Below are 19,765 nucleotides of genomic sequence, written 5' to 3'. Positions count from 1 at the left end.
TTCCCCTCAAACGCGTAGACCATTTCGGCGCGCCGATAGAAACAACAGCGCGATGCTTACGCACAACCCCGCCAAGGCCGCCGCGGTCCTTATAAACAGAAGCGCCTCGGAGTTGTCGCTATAAGCTGGCACCAAACTTATCGCCATGCATGCAGCCGTACCAAGCGAGATTATCCATTCCGCCCGATAATCCCGGTTGATCTGATTTATCCACGCAAAAGGAGAGCGTGCCGCCACTAGGCCAGCCATAATCAGTGCAATTGTCATAGGCCCGGAGGCCGCAAGGAACTCGTGCGGGATGTACACAGGATGCACATTCAACGCCACCATGACTCCTGCAGCCGCAACGAGGCCCAATGACGAAAACGCTCCAGCCATTCCTAAAGAAATCCTGATCCTACTAACTAGCCGGTCGTCCTTGCCAATCCATGTTATAAACATGGGCGCGAATGAAGTTGGAAAGAACAGGAATAGATTGTTTATTTGATTAGCTATTCCATACCGTGAGAATTCGGCGGGACCGCCGAAGCTCATGAGATTTCGAGCCATTATCCAAATAAGAAATTGTTGGGGCAGAGACGACAGGTTGGTGGCAAGCGCATCACGATGCTGTCTGAAAAGCGCGCCCAACGATCTCCGGTCAAGAAAACCGGCCAGCCCTATCCTACCCGTTGATGACAACCACAAGACGGACAAAATAAACGGAGCACTTTGCGCAAGGAAGACTGCGGCTATAACTGATAGCGCATTAGGATTCCGTAGAAAGGTACACCCCCCGACATAGAGCGCGAGCGATGTCACGCCTAGTGATGCGGCAATCCTATAAGCATTCTGTGAGCAGGCAAAAGCAACCACTTGCCCCCCCATCGCTGTCGCAACAGTTAGTGCCGCAATAGCGACAGCTGTTAGATAGCTTCCGGGCATAAGGTGTAATATCTGGCACAGAATTATTATAGGTACCGTCGCGGCGCCCAGCATGGCGACATACAGATTGGAACGCAGGAATATTTTTAGAGCCGCGTCAAAATCTGGCGCCGCTGACATCTCGAAAGCGCTGATGTTCAAAAATGAACCAACTAGAATTTGACCAGCAAATGCTGCGGTTATCTGTAGAAATATGAACTCGCCGTAGACCGATTGCCCGAGTACGGTTGCGAGATATATAGTGTAGAAAGCCCACAAGGCGCGCGATAGCGTCGACGAGATGATAAAGAATGCCTTCGGCCCAAGAGCTCTCTTGGCCGCGCCCAGGACCGGATGAACAGGATTTTGCTTTAACAATGAAAATTTCCGTTCTTTGCCCAACGTTCAACGCTGGAAAGACCCTCGCAGAGACATTGCAGTCCGTAATCGATCAAGGCGACGAGAACTTCGAGATCATCATTGCAGATGGGGGCAGCACGGACGAGACCCTTTTGATTGCGGCACAGTTTGAGCCATATGTAACCAATATTCTAACTGGCCCTGACAAAGGGCAGTTTCACGCCATAGAACGTGCCGGCAGCGTCGCGACAGGCGATGTCTTTTACTGGCTGAACGCAGATGACATTGTCATGCCTGGCGCATTTTCCGAAGCTCGGCAAATTTTATCATCACATGAGATCGATTACGTCTATTCAGATAATTTCGCCTTTAATTCTGAGCGTAGAGAGCTCTACGTGGGCCCGACTATAAGGGGGCTTTCACGCCCTTATCACGAGTTATACTATAGACAGCTTTACTCCGAAACTGTTTACATGAAGTCATTCTTGTGGCCGTCCCCCTATCCTGACAACTACAAGCTGCGAGTATATACGGATTATGCGTTCTTTCTAAGAGCACTAGCCGGCGCAAAAGGAAAGTGGACAGCAAAGCGGTTGGGCGCATTCCGCGTTGTAGCCGGTCAGGCCTCTCAGCTACATGCGGAAAGGAAAATGGCCGAGTACAGTTCTATTCGAAGGGACTACTACAATCTTAGAGGCTGGGGTCCTGCCGAACTTCTACTTCGCCGAGCCCTCGCCCTTCCCGGTTTTCTGGTTTTCCATATCTTTCGGCCAAGCCTGGAGCGTAGTTGGCGTAAGCTCTTCCGACTATTGAGCGGCGACAGAAAGAGGAACGCTCAAGTGAGTGCATTTTTCGACAATTGGCTCGTGAGCGGCTCACACTACAGAATGTCTCGTGAAGCGGGACACCAGCAATGCGAACGGGAGTTGTATCGCTAACCCCGACACAACTGCGCTGGAAACTCAGGTCCGTATCGTCGCCGCGTTCATTTTTTCGGCGCGATTTAATGCACGAACTTTTTTAAAGCTATGGACTGAGATTGGCGATCGCCTAGCGATCGCCTGGCGCAGCCCCCTATTTGGATGACCAAGCTCTAGCCAAAGCTCTCGCCAATTAATAATTTTACGTCTGACGAAAAGCAATATCAGCCACCTCGCCACCCCTTCCGGCAGAAAAATGGCGGGGGCCGAAAGCACTGATCTCTTGAGGTGATTCGCAAGCTCGTGAGCATTATGCTTGGGAATATTTCGATTTATCGGACTCTGGTCATGCTGAACAATTAAATCAGGCATTGGTGCAATTACAAACCCGGCGTCAATAGCGCGCATGCAATGCTCAAGTTCCTCCCCTTGCCGGAAGAACAGATCCGAATACCCGCCGACCTTCTGATATAAATCTCTGCTCCACGCATTACCGCATCCGACGTAGGCCCTAACCTCCCGCAATTTGCTGTCTAGTCGCCACGTGAGCCTACCATCTGGGGTACGAATGTTGAATCCGACTATCCCGATATTGGCATCCGACTGAAACTTTTCTTTGATGCGCTCCAGGAAATTCCCAACCACCGGATAGCTATCATCATCAAGATTAATGATAATATCTCCGAGTAAATGCCCGTAGCCGAAGTTCCGAGCACCAATTACTCCCAGATTTTTTGGAGCGCGAATGTATCGCACAAACGGGAAATCTCTAACCGCATCGCGCACTTCGCTCGACTGAGAATAGTCGTCAACTACGACGACTTCGCAGTCCTCACTTGCGTAGGGCTCCAACTTCCCAAGCGTTAGAGCAAGCGCTTCCGCACGCTCATATGCCGGAACCAAAATCGAAAACGAAGGAACTCGAACAGTCACGCGGACCTCTGCCCACAAGTCGACAAGTAGTACCTATAAGCATCAGCAATGCCATCCCTTAGAGATATACTCGGACGCCATGACATTGACTGCAATTTACTAGCACTCATAAGCTTGCGCGGCGTGCCGTCCGGTTTCGAAATATCCGTGACAACTTTGCCGTCAAAACCAACCACCTCACATACCAAACACGCGAGGTCGAGGATCGTTATGTCCTCGCCCGAGCCAACATTCACGTGCTCGAAGTCCGAATAGGTCTTCATCAGGAACACGCAGGCGTCGGCGCAGTCATCGGCGTTCAGGAACTCGCGGCGTGGCGTACCGGTGCCCCAGATCGTGATGCTGTCGGCACCGGCCTGCTTGGCCTCGTGTGCCTTGCGGATCAGGGCCGGCATTACGTGGCTGCTGTTCAGGTCGAAGTTGTCGCCGATCCCATACAGATTGGTCGGCATGGCGCTGATGAAGTCGCAGCCATGTTGCTTGCGATAGGCCTGAGCCAGCTTGATGCCGGCGATCTTGGCGATAGCGTACCACTCGTTGGTCGGCTCCAGCGGGCCGGTGAGCAGGGCGTCTTCCATGATCGGCTGAGGCGCGAACTTCGGATAGATGCACGACGAGCCGAGGAACAGCACCTTGCCGACGCCGTTGCGCCAAGCGGCATCGACGATGTTCGTCTCGATGACCAGGTTGTTGTAAAGGAAGTCGGCGGGATACGTGTCGTTGGCCAGGATGCCGCCGACCTTGGCCGCGGCCATGAAGATGGCGTCCGGCCTTTCCTTGGCCATCCAGGCCTCGACCGCGCTCTGGCGCTCGAGGTCGAGGACATCGCGGCCGGCGATCAGGACTTCGCAGCCCTCGGAGGCGAGGCGCCGCACGATGGCGGAGCCGACCATTCCACGATGGCCGGCAACCCAGACGCGCTTGCCCTCGAGAGGAAAGATCACGTCATTCGGCATTGCGACGCTTCTCCCGGGCGACATTGATCATGTCGGCGGCGACCATTTCGGCGCAGAGCTGCTCCCACTTGGTCTCGTGCACCCAGCCGAGCTTGGTCTTGGCCTTGGTCGGGTCGCCGATCAGCAGCTCGACTTCGGTCGGGCGGAAGTAGCGCGGATCGACCTCGACCAGCACCTTGCCGGTCTCGGCGCAGGCACCCTTCTCGTCGACGCCGGTTCCCGACCAGTTGATCGTGATGCCGACTTCCGAGAAGGCCTTGGTCACGAAGTCGCGAACCAGGGTGGTTTCGCCGGTGGCCAGGACGTAGTCGTCGGCCGTTTCCTGCTGCAGCATCAGCCACATGCCGCGGACGTATTCGCGGGCGTGGCCCCAGTCGCGCTTGGCGTCGAGGTTGCCCAGATAGAGTTTGTCCTGGAAGCCCTGTTTGATGGCCGCGACAGCGCGGGTGATCTTGCGGGTAACGAACGTCTCGCCCCGCAGCGGGCTCTCATGGTTGAACAAGATGCCGTTGCTGGCGTGAATGCCGTAGGCCTCGCGGTAGTTGACCACGATCCAGTAGCTGTAGAGCTTTGCTGCGGCGTACGGGCTGCGCGGATAGAACGGCGTCTTTTCGCTTTGCGGCACTTCCTGCACCAGGCCGTACAGCTCCGAGGTCGAGGCCTGGTAGAACTTGGTCTTCTTTTCGAGGCCCAGGATGCGGATGGCTTCCAGCAGGCGCAGCGTGCCCGTGCCGTCGGCGTTGCTGGTGTATTCTGGGGTCTCGAAGCTGACCTGGACGTGGCTCTGGGCCGCCAGGTTGTAGATCTCGTCGGGCTGGGTCTGCTGCACGATCCGGATCAGGTTCGTGCTGTCGGTCATGTCGCCGTAGTGCAGGATGAAGCGCGGATCGGCTTCGTGCGGGTCTTGATAGAGATGCTCAATCCGACCGGTGTTGAACGACGACGACCGCCGCTTCAATCCGTGGACCGTATAGCCCTTCGAGAGCAGCAGCTCCGACAGATACGCGCCATCTTGCCCGGTCACGCCTGTGATGAGCGCAACCTTACCATTGCTTTTAACCGTCATTAGATCCCCACCTTCAAAACACAGCTATTCCGCTTGCGTAAGTGCGTCATAGCGGAAGCTCTAGGCGGACGCGACCTCGCAGTTCCGCCAGATAGACAAAAAATTCCAACCTGAACACCGAATGGGCCCACCAACGATCAGGTAGAAGCTACTTGATCAATATGACAGGCGTCACCCAATCTCGTCACTGCGATCTATATTTAACCAACGCACTCGCAACGCGGCTTCATGCTGGATACGCAGTTCTTCGTTCAGCCGCTCGCCAATAACTCTTGCCGGATTACCGGCCACAATCTGGTAGGCCCCCACATCGCGCACCACGACAGCGCCGGCGGCCACGACAGCGCCTCGGCCAATACGAACACCACTTAAAATGGTAACATTAAACCCAATCCAAACATCATCCTCAATATGAATATAGTCAGATTTATTTATATTGCGCCAACCTGGATCTCCAAGTGTTGGCGCGCGAGATATTGGCACGCCAACAGAATACATGTCGTGCTCATATTTACTCACTATCCCAACTTGGCTGGAAATTAAAACTCCATTTCCGATATAACCATTGCAAGAGATCCAAACATTAGCGCCGATAGAAACCTCGTGGCCAATATGAAGACTGGCCGAAGAGTTAACAAAGCTAAACATTCCAATTTTAAAATTACTTCCTATGTGGACATTTTTTCTTACGGCCACCGCTCGCGCTACCGCACTATAAACCCTCCGCAAAATATACATTTACGCCTCCGAAATACAAATTACCTCTTGAGGTACAATCTTTTAATTCTCCCCGCCCAAGCAATGAAGCGTTGGACAGATGCATCCCTACTCCGCCTCATCAAGCTCAGAGCTTCAAAGTCTGGCGTAATCTCATCCGGCCAACTAATAGGCATCTCACCAGATGGATCGGGACTTCCCGCAAGTAATCGGTAGGGATTCAAAGTCCCAGCATGCGTCCCCCCCTCAGAAACGCCTCTATTGACTACGAATCGTCTAGAAGGAAAGAGCGACACCCCCCCTTCTCGAAATATCTTCCAGTGCCAACGTATAAACCAACTATCCACCTTGCCCCGCTGCGCCAAGTCAAGCAGGTCCGTTGCCCGGCTTAGTCCTCCGACATCAAAGAATCTTCTAAACTCAGCCGTGCCAAGAACCTGACTAGACACCAATGGCTGATCAAACTCGAACCTCCGCCAAGCCCTAGCCCAAGTTGCCCACCCCCAGGGATGAGCGAACGGGAGAAAGAACGCACGGTTAGTTTTGCTCAGGCGGGGATGTTCGTAAGTGTACCCACAAATACTCCACACTCGATCATTCTTCTCAAATCGGTCGAGCCCACCTATGAAATATTCAAGTGCGTACGGGGACAATACAAGATCATCTTCCAGAACAATTACGCGGCCAAACTCCTCGCAGATTTGAGAAACACCATCGTATATAGACCTTCTCAATCCCTTATTGGAGGAAGATTGGACAATTCTCACATTTCTAAATCTGGAAGCACTCGCAACCTTCGCCGTCTGAGCGACCTGCTCGCGTTCAAGTTCATTACGCGGACCATCTATGAATATATTTACAGAGGTACCATCAATTTCAGGGCACTCATAAAGACTAAAAATTATCCTTTCTAGACTTTCTGGCCTATTAAAGGCAAAAATTGCGATCGCGACTCTAGACAAATGATCCCCCATTATGATCTGAAATATTCAAGCTTTAGTCGCACGCAGAATTCTTCTACATACGACTTCTCTGTCGACGTAGTTCTCGACATAGCTCCTCCCCGAAGCAGACATCCTGCGCAGCGCTTCAGGGTCCGATATTAGCTTTTGGACTGCATCTGCGAACTCGGGCGCATCGTTGGGCTCAATGGTCACCCCGCCTTTGGAAGCTTGAGTAATCAACGCCAGAGGAGTGCCAGCCTCAGCAGTCGCGATATAGGGGCGCTCAGCCGCCATGATCGAGAAGATCTTGCTCGGCAAAGCGAAGTTGGCGCCGCCGGGACTTTGCGGGACAAGGTGCAGCGTTGCCGCCCCCATCGCGGCGCTCAACTGGTCACGGGGCGCTAGATCCGCGAAGCGTACGTTCGTGAGGCCTTCGCTCTCGGCTTGCTCCTCAAGGGCCTTCCGCTCGGAGCCCTCGCCGCGGATGAGGATATCGACAACGGCCGACCGCTTCAGAAGTTCAGCGGCGAGAGCCATGACCTGGTCCAGCCCCTGCTTGCGCCCCAGATTGCCGGAGTAAACAAGAAGAGGCCGCCCCTCGGCGCGCGGCATCGGCACGATCTCACGGACGTTGACCTGGGGCGGAATGATATCGATCTGCCCCTTGACGCCCAGCTCCCGCAGCTCGCGCTCCATGCCCGGGGTCAAGGCGATCACGCGATCGCAGCGATTCAGGGCCCAGGCTTCGAGCTTCCGAAGAAGTTGGGTCAGTCCGCCCGCCATTCCGAACTTCAGGTTAGCGGCCAATCCCGACTGGATGTCATGGACGATCGCGACGACCCGGCCATCCCTCGCCCGGAAGAACGGCGCGACGAGGACGACGAACACGGAGGGGCACACGCAAATAACGCCTTTGTAGCGCCGTTCGCGAGCGAACAGCGCCGAGGCGGCGAAGCTGGTCTCCGAAAGCAATCGCCCGATCATGCCTCGCGAATTGGCGATGTATGACTTCACGCGGCGAACGTTGACGCCCTTGAAATCCTCATGGTCGCGCTGACCGGCTTCGTAGCCCTCGTAGACGGCGTTCTTCGGATAGCTAGGCCGAGCGGCCAACACATCGGGACGCAGCCCATTCTCGGCCAGCCAGAGCGAGAGATCCGTGATCGGCGGCGCGCTGCCCGTGGGCTCCGGATGATAGTAGTTGCTCAGAACGAGCAACGAGCCCGCCAGCCAGCCGAACTCATCTTGAACGGGCTCGCTTGCCGCGCGGGTCATGTCGGACGCGCTCACTCGAACGTTCCCCGCGTTTCCTCGGACCAGGCGCGCAAGGCCGACTCGACGTCGCTCCCGAACGAATAGCCTTGGGTCAGCAGCCAGTTGGGCTTGATGCGCGTCGACCGAACCAGCTTCCATATGCGCTCGCGGTGGATGGGCGTCTTGAAGCCCAGGCGCGCGACAAACTCGAAACACCAGGCGACGCCAAGCAGGGGCGCGATTGGAACGACGGGGTAATTGGTCTTCACCGTAGAGACGCGGCCGAAAGCCTTCACGATGTCCTCGGTCGTGCTCTCATCCGGGTACGCGAAGTTGAACGTGACTTCGGGCATGTCGCGGGAAACGACAAAGTCGAGCGCGCTCAGCAACTCGTCGACATAGCCGCCGCTCTTGATCGTGTTCTTGCGGCCTGGATAGGCGAAGAGACCGCGCTTTAGCGCTCCGGCGAGGTTCGAGTAGTTGCCCCGCTCGCCCGGTCCGAAAACCACGCCCGGCCGAACGATCACGAGCCGTCGATCATGCGCCGCGCTGGCCCACCGCCGGTGGATGGCCTCAGCCATCAGCTTTGAGCGCCCATAGTCGGACGTGGGGGCGGGAGGCGTGCTTTCGTCAACGACGTCCTCGCGGGGGCCGTAGACCGAAATCGAGCTCGTGAACACGAGCTTCCTAGCGCCGATGGCTTCCGCGAACTGCGTGGCGTTCAGCGCCCCGAAGATATTGGTATCGTAATACTCGTGAGCAGGGTGCCCCGGCGTGCGGTGAACAGCCGCCAGATTGTAGATCATGGCGTCTTCCAAGCCGAAAGCCGCAGGCACGGGCTCACGGACATCGTGAGAGATGTAGCGTACGCCCGGCAGAGCTTCGCGCGGGGGCAGAATGTCGATGGCGACGACATTCTGACCTTGCCCGGCCAGCCGCCTGACCAAACGCGTTCCTATGAAGCCGCTCGAGCCAAAGACAATCACGTTGGTCACGTTAGTACTCCCAGAATTTCCCGGTAGGCAGCCTGATGGATAGGCTCAGGCGCGCCCGATGCTGGCGTAGGTGAAGCCGTGACGGACCATCTCGGCGGGCTTGTAGACGTTGCGCAGGTCGACCACGACCGGAGCCTTCATCAGCAGCTTGACGCGGTCGAGATCCAGGGCCCGGAACTGGTCCCACTCGGTCAGGATGACCAGGGCGTCCGCGCCCTCGGCGGCCTCATAGGCGCCGGCCTTGAAGTCGATGGCGGTGAGCAGCTTCTCGGCCTCGTGGCGGCCTTCCGGATCGAAGGCCTGGACCTGGGCGCCCAGGGCCTGCAGGGCCGGGATGATGTCCAGGCTGGGGGCGTCGCGCATGTCGTCGGTGTTGGGCTTGAAGGTCAGGCCCAGGACGCCGATCGTCTTGCCGGCGAGGTCCTTGGAGCCGATCGCCGCGGCGACCTTGTCGGCCATGGCCTTCTTGCGGGCGTCGTTGACCTCGACCGTGGTCTCGATCAGCCTGGTCGGCGCGCCATAATCCTGGGCGGTCTTGACCAGGGCGATGGTGTCCTTGGGGAAGCAGCTGCCGCCGTAGCCGGGACCGGCGTTGAGGAACTTGCTGCCGATCCGCTTGTCGAGACCAATGCCCTTGGCCACCGACTGGACATCCGCCCCGACCTTCTCGCAGAGGTCGGCCATCTCGTTGATGAAGGTGATCTTCATCGCCAGGAACGCGTTGGCCGCGTACTTGATCAGCTCGCTGGTGCGACGGCCAGTGAAGACGATCGGCGTCTCGTTGAGGCTCAGCGGACGGTAGAGGTCGCGCATCACCGCCTGGGCCCGCTCATCCTCGGTGCCGACCACGACGCGGTCGGGGCGCTTGAAGTCCTCGATCGCCGCCCCCTCGCGCAGGAACTCGGGGTTCGAGACCACCGCGAACTGGGCGTTCGGATTGGTCTTGCGGATGATCGCCTCGACCTCGTCGCCGGTGCCCACCGGCACGGTCGACTTGGTCACCACCACCGTGAAGCCGTCGATCAGCCCGGCGATCTCCTCGGCCGCCGCGTAGACGTAGGAGAGATCAGCGTGACCGTCGCCACGACGCGTCGGTGTGCCGACGGCGATGAACACCGCGTCGGCCTCCTTGATCGCCTGGGCGCCATCCAGGGTGAAGAACAGCCGGCCCTCACGGACGTTACGGGCGACCAGGTCGTCCAGCCCCGGCTCGAAGATCGGGATCTCGCCCTTCTCCAGCCGCTCGATCTTGCTCGGATCCTTGTCGATGCACGTCACCACGTGACCGAAGTCGGCGAAACACGCCCCAGACACCAGGCCCACATAACCCGTGCCAATCATCGCTACGCGCATTGATGCTTCCTGATATCGGTTGAGCGGCGCGGTGCGCTGACGCTCACTTTGTGGAGGTAAAAAGCGAAGTCTCTTGTTGCTGCCGTCATTGAGCGCGACCCGCTTGAGCCTCGTGCCAACGCCAAGCACTGGTTAGGATGACGTCAAGATGGCGCGACGGCTTCCAGCCCAACATTTGCCGCGCCTTGGCGTTGTCGCCGACGAGGGTCGGCGCGTCGCCTGGGCGACGAGCGGCCAGCTGCGTTGTGAGCGGCTTGCCGGCGGCTCGGCCGACGCCGTCGATCAATTCCCTCACCGTAGTCCCGGTCCCGGTGCCCAGATTGAAGGCTTCGGACGATCCGCCGGCCAGAAGACGCTTCAAGGCCGCCACGTGGGCGTCGGCGAGGTCCAGTACGTGGACATAGTCGCGCACGGCCGTGCCGTCGCGGGTATCATAGTCGTCGCCGAAGATCGTGAAATTCGCGCGCTGACCAAGAGCGACTTGGATCGCCAGCGGGATGGCGTGGGTCTCGGGTTCGTGCCATTCGCCGATGCGGCCCTTGGGGTCGGCGCCGGCGGCGTTGAAGTAGCGCATGACCGCGCTTCGGAAACCGACATAACGGTCGTAGTCGGCCAAGGCCTGCTCGACCATCAGCTTGCTACGACCATAGGGGTTCAACGGCGCTTGAGGGTGATCCTCGGCCATCGGCAGGGTCACGGGGTCGCCGAAAGTGGCGCAGGTCGAGGAGAACACCATCGCATTGACCCCAGCTCGGCGGGCCGCCTCGATCAGGGTTATGGCGCCGCCGACATTGTTGTCGAAGAAGGTGCCGGGGTTCTTCACCGACTCTCCAACCTCGATACGCGCGGCGAAGTGCAGGACAGCGACGGGCGCATATTCAGCGAACACCGCGTCCAGGCGAGCCGCGTCGCGGATGTCGCCAATCTCCAGTGGCCCCCACTGGACGTGCTGGCGGTGACCGTTCGACAGGTCGTCGAACACGACCGGCCGGAATCCGGCCTCGGCCAGGGCCAGACAGCAGTGCGAGCCGACATAGCCCGCTCCGCCGGTGACTAAAACGCTTTGCATGGAATTCCCCCGACCATGGCGGGACGCCGTCCCGCCACAGCTCAACACCTAGTAGGCGTTCTCGGCCATCAGGAGATGCGGCACCGTCATCAAGAGGATCTTGATGTCGCCGCTCAAGGTCCAACGCTCGATATATTCGTTATCGGCGTCGATCCGGGCCGCCATGGCCTCGACTTCGTTAGTACCGCCACGGAGGCCCTTGATCTGGGCCAGTCCCGTCAAACCGGGACGGGCGCGAAAACGCAGATGGTAGTTCGCAATCTTGGCGCCGTATTGCTCGTCATGCGCCAGCGCATGCGGGCGCGGGCCGACGATGGACATGTCGCCCTTCAGCACGTTCAGCAGCTGCGGCAATTCATCGATGCTGGTTTTGCGCAGGATGCGGCCGACCGTGGTGATGCGGTCATCGTCGCGCTTGGCCTGAACGACGTTCGAGCCGTTTTCCTGGCAGCGCATCGAGCGGAACTTGAAGATCGTGAAGGCCTGACCGTTCAGCCCACCGCGCGATTGGCGGAAAAGCACGGGGCCTGGCGACTCCAGCTTAATCAGCATGGCGACGAGCGCCAGCAGTGGCGCGAAGAACAGCAGAGCGCCGCCCGCCACCAGGATATCCATCGTTCGCTTGAGCGGATCTTTCGCAACCGGTGACGCTTGCACGGCGCACGGTAGCTGCTCCGCTGTCGGATTAGATACGATCAGCACGTGGTCCCCACCAGTCTATGCGTTCGGGTCTTTGCCCGATGATTTAGAAAGCCTTTACTAAATCGGCGCTCGCCGAACAACCGCTCGCAGGGGTTGTTAACCAACCTTTTTTCCACGCAAGGCTAATTTTGCGCGTTCGGCGGACATTTTCGCCCTAATGGCAGGCGCCGCCACAGCATTGCGGTAGAGTTCAGTTAAAAAGAATATCGCACGCGTCTGATCGAATTGTGACGAAATGCACGCAGGGAAACTCTACCGGAACACGAACTCAGCAGAGTTCTTGGACGCGCCCCGTCGCTAATTGGAGTGTTGGCGCTCGGTCTCGATCAGATTTCGGCAGCTCCGTTTAGCGCGCCAACGACACGGAGGCCGCTGCGGACGACCTAGAGCAAGCCGAGACTGTGGGACGCGATGCCGACATCGACCGCCTCGCCGCGTTCGACCAAGTGCTGAGGTCCGCTAGACGAGGCTCGTCCAGGCCGTTTGAGACGGCTCTTCGCCGATCTGCAGATCAAATCACTCCACCAATGCCCGCTCAGAGATGTGGGTAAAAATGTAGGCCTACGAGCCGAAACTGCAATAAATCCAATCATTAAGGCACCAGCAAGCGGACACCCTCTTTCCGCCAGGAGAGGCGGCGCGGAACAGAGCGCGCGGTGGCGGCTCACTGTTTGTGAACAGCGACCGCCTCGCAATGCGAGACTGTCCCCGCGCCATCAGTCAGGAGAAATTCGGCTACGATCCGCGGACGAGCAACCCGCTGGGCCGCCCGTTCGAGATCGGCGTCAAGAAGTCGTTCTAACCTCCCCACCGCGCGCCAGGCGGATGGCGCTAGCCATCCGCCAATCTTCTTTCCTAACAAGCCCCGTGATGATCAATCGTCGGGACAATGCTGATCGGCGCGGTCCCCGCGCTCGCGGCTCAGTCTAGGCGCTGAACGCCTTTCGCCCGCGCTCGACCGACATCCTATGGGTTCCAGCCAGCGTGGCGTCGCGTTCCTTGATTGTCTTCAGGAACAGCCACTCACCCGTCACGCGCTTCTGGGCGATGTCGATCATCATGTAACCACGCTGGCTGGTGTCCGCCCACTTCATCTCGGGGTTGGCGGCCATGAAGCCGCGCGCGACGACGCCGGGGTCGGCGCCCATATCGCCCTCCAGGCCATTCGAGGTGACGCTGTGGCCGGCGAACTCGACGCCGGCGGGGTGGCCGTCCTCGATCAGGCCGAAGGCCCAAGCGTTGTGACTGTCTCCGGACAACATGACGAGGTCGGCGTCGGCGGCCTGGGCCGACTTCAGCAGGCGTGAGCGGGCGGCGGGATAGCCGTCCCAGCGGTCCATCCACATTGGCAGGCCCTGAGCGGCGGCGCGGATGTCGTTGCGATAGCCGGCCGCCTTCTTGTCCGACACGGTCGGGCGCAGCCAGTCCACGGCGTCCTTGGGCATGACCGTCCGGCCCAGGATGGTGCCCATGCCGACCAGCTGCCAACCGGGGTTGGTCTTCATCTGGTGGGCCAGCCAGCTCTCCTGGGTCGAGCCCATCATGGTCGCCGAGGGATCTCGCCAGACCCCGTCGCGGAACGCCTTCAAGGCGGCGTCCGGATCTGCGGCCTTGAAGGTCGCGTCGATGTCGACGGGCTTGGTTCGAGCCAGGAGCCGCGACTCCGTGCGATAGAGCGTCGCCAGCGTCCCGATCGGATAGGCCTTCCAGGGCTCGTCGGAGACCGGCATCCACTCGCGATAGACCTGCATGGCGGCGGCGCGGCGGAGGTTCCAGTCGCCTTCCTTGTCCGGCTGATGGTTCTGGGCGCCGCCCTCCCAGCTATCGTTGGACGACTCGTGGTCGTCCCACAGCGCGACCATCGGCGCCATCTGGTGCAGGCGCTGCAGGTCGGGATCGGCCCGATAGCTAGCGAAGCGCAGACGATAGTCGGCGATGGCCAGGATCTCGGTCGAGGGCTCGGGCAGCCGGCCGGCCACGAGATCGGCCGGCTTGATGGAGACCGAGCCGTATTCGTAGAGGTAGTCGCCGGTGTGCAACCACAGATCCAGATCCGGACGCGCGGCGGCGTGGGCGTAGGCGTTGAACCAGCCGTAGGGCAGGTTCGAGCACGAGAAGACCGCCAAGCCGAAGCGGCTCACCGGCCCTTGGGGCAAGGTCTTGGTGCGCCCCACCGGTGACTTGGCGCCGTCCGGCGCCACGAAGCGATACCAATAAACCGTCGCCGGCTTCAGCCCGTCGACCGTCACCTTGGCGGTCCAGTCGCGGTAGGCGCCGGTGCGCACGGCCCCGCCCGACACCACCTTGGCGAAGACCGGGTCCAAGGCGATCTCGACCTCGAGCCGGACGACATTCGTGTCCGTCGCGGGGACATAGCGCGTCCACAGCAACATGGAGTCGGCGGCGGGCTCGCCGCTGGCGACATTGTGGGTGAAGCCGGTCGCGCCCAGCATCTGCCGGGCCAGCGCCTGACCGGCGGGCAGGATCAGGCCGGCCAGGCCGAGACCCCCGGCGATCAGGCTGCGACGATCGATCCTTGAAGCCATGGGAAGGTTCTCCGCAAAAGAAAACTCCCGCGGCCGGCAAGCCGCGGGAGGGAAGTCGGTCGGGGAAGTCTAGAAGGTGCCCTTGACGCCGATGTTCCACATCGAGCCATAGATGCTGTACTGCTGCACCCGGCTGCGGACGTTCGAGTAGATCACGTCCGGCGCGTTGAAGATGTTGCGGCCGGCCAGCATGACCTCGAACTGCTTGTTGATCTTGTAGCTGGCGCTGACGTTCCAGAGCTCGCGCGCGGCGTGGTAGAGGACGCCGTTATTGGCCGTGGTCGGCGTGTTGCTCAGCGCGCTGGTCCGGTACTTGGATTGAGCGTTGCCGGTCAGCTGGACGTCGAACTTGCCGTAGCTGTAGCGCAGGCCCCAGTTGCCCGAGGTCTTGGGCAGGCTGACGCGCTCGCCGTCCGGATCGATCTTGGTGATCGAGGCCCGCAGACCGAGGCCCCGCAGGGCGCCGGGCAGGAAGGTCAGCTGCTGGTCATATTCCAGCGTCAGGCCGTTGTTGGTGTTGGTCCCGGGCAGATTCTGGGCGCTGCGGAACGCATAGCCGGCGTAGTCGGCGGGGTTGTAGCCGACGTCCTCGGGGTTCACCGTCACGCCAGTGACCTGCATGTCCTTGACGTCCAGCTTGTAGGCCGAAATCCCGATCACGCCCGACGGCTCGAGATAGTACTGCAGGCTGGCGAAGTACTTGGTCGAGTGCTCGGGCTTCAGCAGCGGGTTGGGCACCGAGACGATCAGGGTGTCGTCATTGACCGACACCACGCCGCCCAGATTGCCGTAGTCGGGCCGCAGGATCGACTGGCTAAAGGCCAGCTGGCCGACCAGCTTCCGGGTGAAGTCATACTTGGCGCCGCCGCTCCAGAACCAGTCGTCATACTCGCCGTGACGAGTCGAATAGGCGCCGTTGCGATACTGGTAGAGCAGGCCCGGAACCGTGCTGGTCGAGAGGCCGGCGGCGGTCACTTCCTTGGCCGGCCGGATGTCGGCGACCCGGGCGTCGGTCTTGGTCTTCTCGTAGCGCAAGCCAAGATCGAACGAGGCCTTGCCGATGCGCGGCTGGACCTCGAAATAGGCGGCGTTGATTTCCTCGCCGACCTTCTTGTTGTTGTCCAGGCGGCGCTTCAGGTTGCCGACGGTGTCCGGGACGAAGTACTCCGGATGAGCCTTGTAGATGTCGTAGACGGCGTAGTTGCTGTCCGCGCGCCAGTTCTGGTCGTTCAGATTGCCGGCGTCGAAGCCCAGGATCTTGAACTGGTAGTTCTGGGTCCAGGGGATGACGGCTTCCGGCGCCTTCTGGGTCAGGTCGCCGGTCGGGCCGACATACTGGAACTGCTGATAGGAGCCCTCATTGGTCTTCCAGACATTGGTGCGATAGGCCGCGCCGGCCAGGACCTTCAGCTGCACGTCGCCGATGTTCAGCTTCTTCTTCAGGTCGAAGTTCAGGCCGTACATCTGGTTTTGCGCGTCGGACTCGGACGTGCGGATGTTGTTGCCGATGTCGTCGTCGCGATTGAAGCTGATCGGGTCGCCCCAGGGGCGGCCGGCGGTCTGGCGCAGGGTCCACTGGTTGGAGTCTTCCGAGGCGCGATCCAGCGTGAAGCCGATGCGCGTCAGGTAGTCGTCCGTCCGCTGGAAGAAGCCCTTCGAATTGTCCCGGAAATTGAACTCCGAGCTCGAGTAGCTGCCGCGTAGCAGAGCTTCCCAGGTGTCTCCCCGATATTCCAGCTTCGGCGTGAACAGCCACGAGGGCGTGCCGGCGTAGCGGTGCGAGTACTGGGTGTGCAGGCGGGTGTTGGTCCCGTTCGGATTGACCACGATGTGGGTCGGGGTCGAGTCCGCCGTGGTCTGCGACGTCGTCGTCGTACCGAAGATCAGGTAGGTGTACTGGTTGAAGTACTCGACGTCGTAGAACGAATAGGTCGAGCGCAGCGAGAGGGCCCACTGATCGCTCAGCTTGTAGTCGACGCTGAGATTGGCGGCCTTGCGGTGGGTCAGCTTCGGACCCGGACGCCACATCACCTGGTAGGGAATGACCCGGCCGCTGGCGAGATAGGACCAGTCGGTCTGGATGCGGTCCTGCTGGACATAGTTGGCGTTGTAGCTGGCGTTGAAGGCAATCCCTAGCCGACCGTCCAGGAACACGTCGGCATAGCCGACTTGCCCCGACGGGAAGATCGTCGAGTGCTTCTTGTCGTCGGGCAGATACTTCCGCGACAGTTCGCTGTCCGACGTGCCGACGCCGCCGACCTGGAAGCGCAGCAGGCGGCTGGTGCGCTGGAAGGCGTATTTGCTGCGCAGGTTGATCGCGCCGCCGGGGCTGTCGGCGTCCATGCTGGCCTGCAGGGTGTTGTTCAGCTCGATCGAGTCGACGCCGGTGATCGACATCTGCTCGAACGAGTTCTGGCGGCCGCTGTTGTTGTTCGAGGTCGCGGTCGCCATGCGGGCGCCGTCGGTGGTGAAGGTCGAGTACTTCGGATCCAGGCCGCCAATGCGCACAGCGGTGGCGTCGACCTCGGTGTAGTCCAGCGAGACGCCCGGCATGTTCTTCATGAACTCGCCGACGTCGCCCATGGTCAGGGCGCCGAAGTTGTCGGCCGCGACCACGGTCTTGGCGTTGGTCGAGGCGCGGCGCTCCATGATCGCGGCGGCTTGGCCCTCGCGCTTAGCGGTGATGGTCACGGCCTCGACCTGGTCCAGGCTGGAGAGCGGGCTCAGCGAGACGTCCAGGGCGGCGGTCTGGTTCGGAGCGACCGAGACGACCAGCGTCGCCTCCTGCAGACCCGCGTACTTGACCTTGATCGTCACGTCGCCGGACGGGACGCCCGTCAGGCGGAACTCGCCGTCGTCCTCGGAATAGGCGACGATCGGGGCGCCCTCGACGCGGATCTCGGCGTTGCGGACATATTCGCCGGTGGCGGTGTTGAGGACGCGGCCTCGAACGTTGCCGCTACCGACTCCGGACTGGGGGCGCGAGGCGCTCGCGGTCGAGCGCAAAGTGATGATCTGGCCGTCGTCGGTATCGATCTGCAGCGGCGTGCCGGCGATCAGGCGGCGCAGGGCCGCGCGGACGTCCATCGTCCCCTTCACGGCCGGCGTCTGGATGCCCTCCAGCTGGCGCGCGGGAGCGATGATCTGCACCTGGCCTTGGCGAGCCAGTTCGGGGATGGCGCGGACGGCCGCCTGAGCGGGGACATCAAAGACGCGGTCCTGCGCGAAAGCTGGCGCGGCGATCGCCATGGCGACCAGCGACGCCCCGCAGGCCAGAAGGGAAGAACGAGAAATCATTGGCTGTACGACCCCCAAGCATCGCATTGCTCGCGACGTTGCGGGTTGAGAGCCGTCGTCCCGCCCCCTTCCGCTATATGTTGCAAAAACTTCTTATTGCGCTGCAGCAGGAGGTTGCGCGCCGCGGCTCACCACAACCGTGTCGCCGTCTCTTTGCAGGCGAGCGTCGAACACCTGGGCCACGGCGCGGCTGAAGCCGACCGGGTCGCTGGCGGCGAAGAGCCCCGTGACGGCCTCGCGCGCCAGATCCGGATCGCGGATCTCGATCCGCGTGTCGCTGTAGCGGGCGAAGGCCGAGGCGGCCTGCGCCAAGGTCTCCCCCTCGAAGGCCAGTTTGCCGTCGCGCCAAGCCAGGTCGCGGGTGACCGCCTCGGGCGCGATCGGGCGAGGCCGTTCGGCGGAGCGATGGACGGCGTCAGCCAAGGCCAGACGGGTGTTGGCGCTGACCGCCAGAACCTTGCCAGCCCCAAAGAGCGGGGCGGCGGAGACATCGACCCGTCCCTGGCTTACCAGCAGGTCGACCGGATCATTCTCGAGCTTGCGGACGCGGAAGCCCGCCTGGGTCGTCCGCAGCCGGCGCCCGTCCACCTCGACGACGAAGGGACGCCGTTCGTCACGGGCCACCGAGAAATAGGCCTCGCCCTTGAGCAGGGTGACCTCGCGGCGCCCCTCGTCGTAGCGCACGCGGATGCGGCTCTCGGTGTTCAACAGCACCGTCGAGCCATCCTTCAGCGGGACAAGACGGATTTCGCCGCGCTCGGTGCTGATCACCGCGCCGGCGGCGGAGGTGGCGACGCCCACGGCCGCCAGCGAGGCCGCGGCCACGGCCGCGCCGGACCAGGTCAGCACCCCGCGCCGCGACAGGCGTGGGCGCCGAGGCTCGGCGAAGGTCTCGGGATCAAAATCGGGACCCAGAGCCCGAGCCGACTCGCTGAGCAGCGAAACCGCCCGCGCGCGCAGCAGCGCGCCCCGGCGGCGGGGATCGCCGCGCAGCCAAGCCTCCAACGCGGCGGCCTCGTCCGGCGAGAGCGGTCCGCGATCCTGCCGCGCCGCCCATGCGGACGCCGCGCGGTCAATGTCGCGATGGGTTTCTCGCACGGCCATGTCTCGAGGCGTTCTCCCGGTTCGTCGTCTTAGAGGTTTGGGACCGCTTGTTTCCGCTACGCCCGAACCAATCAATCAAGAAAAGCACGCCGCGGGAGATGTGCGTCTCGACGGTGTTTTCCGAAATCCGCATATGCGCCGCCACCTCGCGCTGGGACAGCCCCCGAACGCGACGCAGCACGAAAGCCTGCTGAGTCTTGAGGGGCATGGCGGCGATCGCCCGGGCCAAATGACGAAGCTCGTCACGGTCGATCGTTCGCTGTTCGGGCGAAGCTTCCTCATCCAGCGGATCCAGGCGCTCGAGGTCCTCGACCGCGTGGATCGGCACGATCCGGGCGCGGCGGACATGGCGCGTGATGATCGATCTGGCGACCTGGAACAGATAGGCGCGAGGATGACGGATGCCGTCGACCGACTCCAGCTCGGCCAGGATCGAATAGGCTTCCTGGATGATGTCGTCGACGTCGACGCCAGGCAGGGCGCCGCGCGACAGCCAGCCTCGCAGCGCCGGCTCGTGCGGAAGGATATTCCGCAGGAACCACCGTGTCCTATCGCCGTCGGCGCTGCTCATTCGTAATCCGCTGACTGACTATCGCGCTAACCCCGGCGCAGGCGCCGCCTTGGTTCGGAGACTGACTAGCCGTCT

The 19,765-nt window shown here is 60.9% G+C and carries 15 protein-coding genes; 1 reads left to right on the top strand and 14 read right to left on the bottom strand.

Annotated elements, in window-relative coordinates:
* Positions 1–6: 6 nt before the first annotated feature.
* Positions 7–1,281, bottom strand: a complete 1,275-nt coding sequence (locus CSW60_RS23175) for a hypothetical protein (RefSeq protein WP_143324184.1) — start codon at positions 1,279–1,281, stop codon at positions 7–9.
* Here CSW60_RS23175 and CSW60_RS13715 point away from each other — a divergent pair.
* Positions 1,281–2,201: a glycosyltransferase gene (locus tag CSW60_RS13715; RefSeq protein WP_161495648.1), complete on the top strand. Its 921-nt coding sequence runs from the start codon at positions 1,281–1,283 to the stop codon at positions 2,199–2,201. The two genes, CSW60_RS23175 and CSW60_RS13715, sit on opposite strands and share 1 nt — an antisense overlap.
* 24 nt (positions 2,202–2,225) lie before the next feature.
* On the opposite strand, the gene CSW60_RS13710 is transcribed toward CSW60_RS13715, so the two are convergent.
* The 13 genes from CSW60_RS13710 to CSW60_RS13645 all read right to left on the bottom strand — a co-directional run bounded on the left by CSW60_RS13710 (position 2,226) and on the right by CSW60_RS13645 (position 19,690).
* Positions 2,226–3,116, bottom strand: coding sequence for a glycosyltransferase family 2 protein (locus CSW60_RS13710; RefSeq protein WP_161495647.1), 891 nt, complete (start codon positions 3,114–3,116; stop codon positions 2,226–2,228).
* The gene (locus CSW60_RS13705; RefSeq protein WP_099537908.1) at positions 3,113–4,096 is read right to left on the bottom strand and encodes a GDP-L-fucose synthase; all 984 of its coding nucleotides are present in this window, start codon (positions 4,094–4,096) and stop codon (positions 3,113–3,115) included. The genes CSW60_RS13710 and CSW60_RS13705 overlap by 4 nt, the downstream gene beginning before the upstream one ends.
* Positions 4,062–5,138 (bottom strand): GDP-mannose 4,6-dehydratase, encoded by a 1,077-nt coding sequence (gmd, locus tag CSW60_RS13700; RefSeq protein WP_099537907.1) that lies wholly within the window; start codon positions 5,136–5,138, stop codon positions 4,062–4,064. The genes CSW60_RS13705 and gmd overlap by 35 nt, the downstream gene beginning before the upstream one ends.
* 171 nt (positions 5,139–5,309) lie before the next feature.
* Positions 5,310–5,876, bottom strand: a complete 567-nt coding sequence (locus tag CSW60_RS13695) for a DapH/DapD/GlmU-related protein (protein ID WP_236634283.1) — start codon at positions 5,874–5,876, stop codon at positions 5,310–5,312.
* Positions 5,877–6,844: 968 nt separating this feature from the next.
* Positions 6,845–8,089: a glycosyltransferase family 4 protein gene (locus CSW60_RS23170; protein ID WP_161495645.1), complete on the bottom strand. Its 1,245-nt coding sequence runs from the start codon at positions 8,087–8,089 to the stop codon at positions 6,845–6,847.
* On the bottom strand, positions 8,086–9,048 hold the full coding sequence (locus CSW60_RS13680) for an NAD(P)-dependent oxidoreductase (protein WP_099537904.1): 963 nt from the start codon (positions 9,046–9,048) through the stop codon (positions 8,086–8,088). The genes CSW60_RS23170 and CSW60_RS13680 overlap by 4 nt, the downstream gene beginning before the upstream one ends.
* 45 nt (positions 9,049–9,093) lie before the next feature.
* Positions 9,094–10,401: a UDP-glucose/GDP-mannose dehydrogenase family protein gene (locus CSW60_RS13675; protein WP_099537903.1), complete on the bottom strand. Its 1,308-nt coding sequence runs from the start codon at positions 10,399–10,401 to the stop codon at positions 9,094–9,096.
* Positions 10,402–10,486: 85 nt separating this feature from the next.
* A complete protein-coding gene (gene galE, locus CSW60_RS13670; RefSeq protein ID WP_099537902.1) occupies positions 10,487–11,470 on the bottom strand; it encodes a UDP-glucose 4-epimerase GalE in 984 nt (327 codons plus the stop codon).
* A gap of 48 nt (positions 11,471–11,518) precedes the next feature.
* Positions 11,519–12,172, bottom strand: coding sequence for an exopolysaccharide biosynthesis polyprenyl glycosylphosphotransferase (locus tag CSW60_RS13665; protein ID WP_099537901.1), 654 nt, complete (start codon positions 12,170–12,172; stop codon positions 11,519–11,521).
* Positions 12,173–13,098: 926 nt separating this feature from the next.
* A complete protein-coding gene (locus CSW60_RS13660) occupies positions 13,099–14,718 on the bottom strand; it encodes an alkaline phosphatase (RefSeq protein ID WP_099537900.1) in 1,620 nt (539 codons plus the stop codon).
* A 69-nt stretch (positions 14,719–14,787) separates the two neighbouring features.
* Entirely contained in the window at positions 14,788–18,015 is a 3,228-nt protein-coding gene (locus CSW60_RS13655; protein ID WP_099537899.1) for a TonB-dependent receptor domain-containing protein, read from the bottom strand.
* 93 nt (positions 18,016–18,108) lie between these two features.
* The gene (locus CSW60_RS13650) at positions 18,109–19,119 is read right to left on the bottom strand and encodes a FecR family protein (protein ID WP_099537898.1); all 1,011 of its coding nucleotides are present in this window, start codon (positions 19,117–19,119) and stop codon (positions 18,109–18,111) included.
* Positions 19,088–19,690 carry an RNA polymerase sigma factor gene (locus CSW60_RS13645; RefSeq protein WP_099537897.1) on the bottom strand — a complete coding sequence of 201 codons (603 nt, stop codon included), beginning with the start codon at positions 19,688–19,690 and terminating at the stop codon, positions 19,088–19,090. Before CSW60_RS13645 ends, CSW60_RS13650 begins: the two co-directional genes overlap by 32 nt.
* Positions 19,691–19,765: the final 75 nt, after the last annotated feature.

The sequence above is a fragment of the Caulobacter sp. X genome, from assembly GCF_002742635.1.
In the GTDB taxonomy this organism is placed as follows: Bacteria; Pseudomonadota; Alphaproteobacteria; order Caulobacterales; family Caulobacteraceae; genus Caulobacter.
This window is presented reverse-complemented; position numbering and strand designations above follow the sequence as displayed.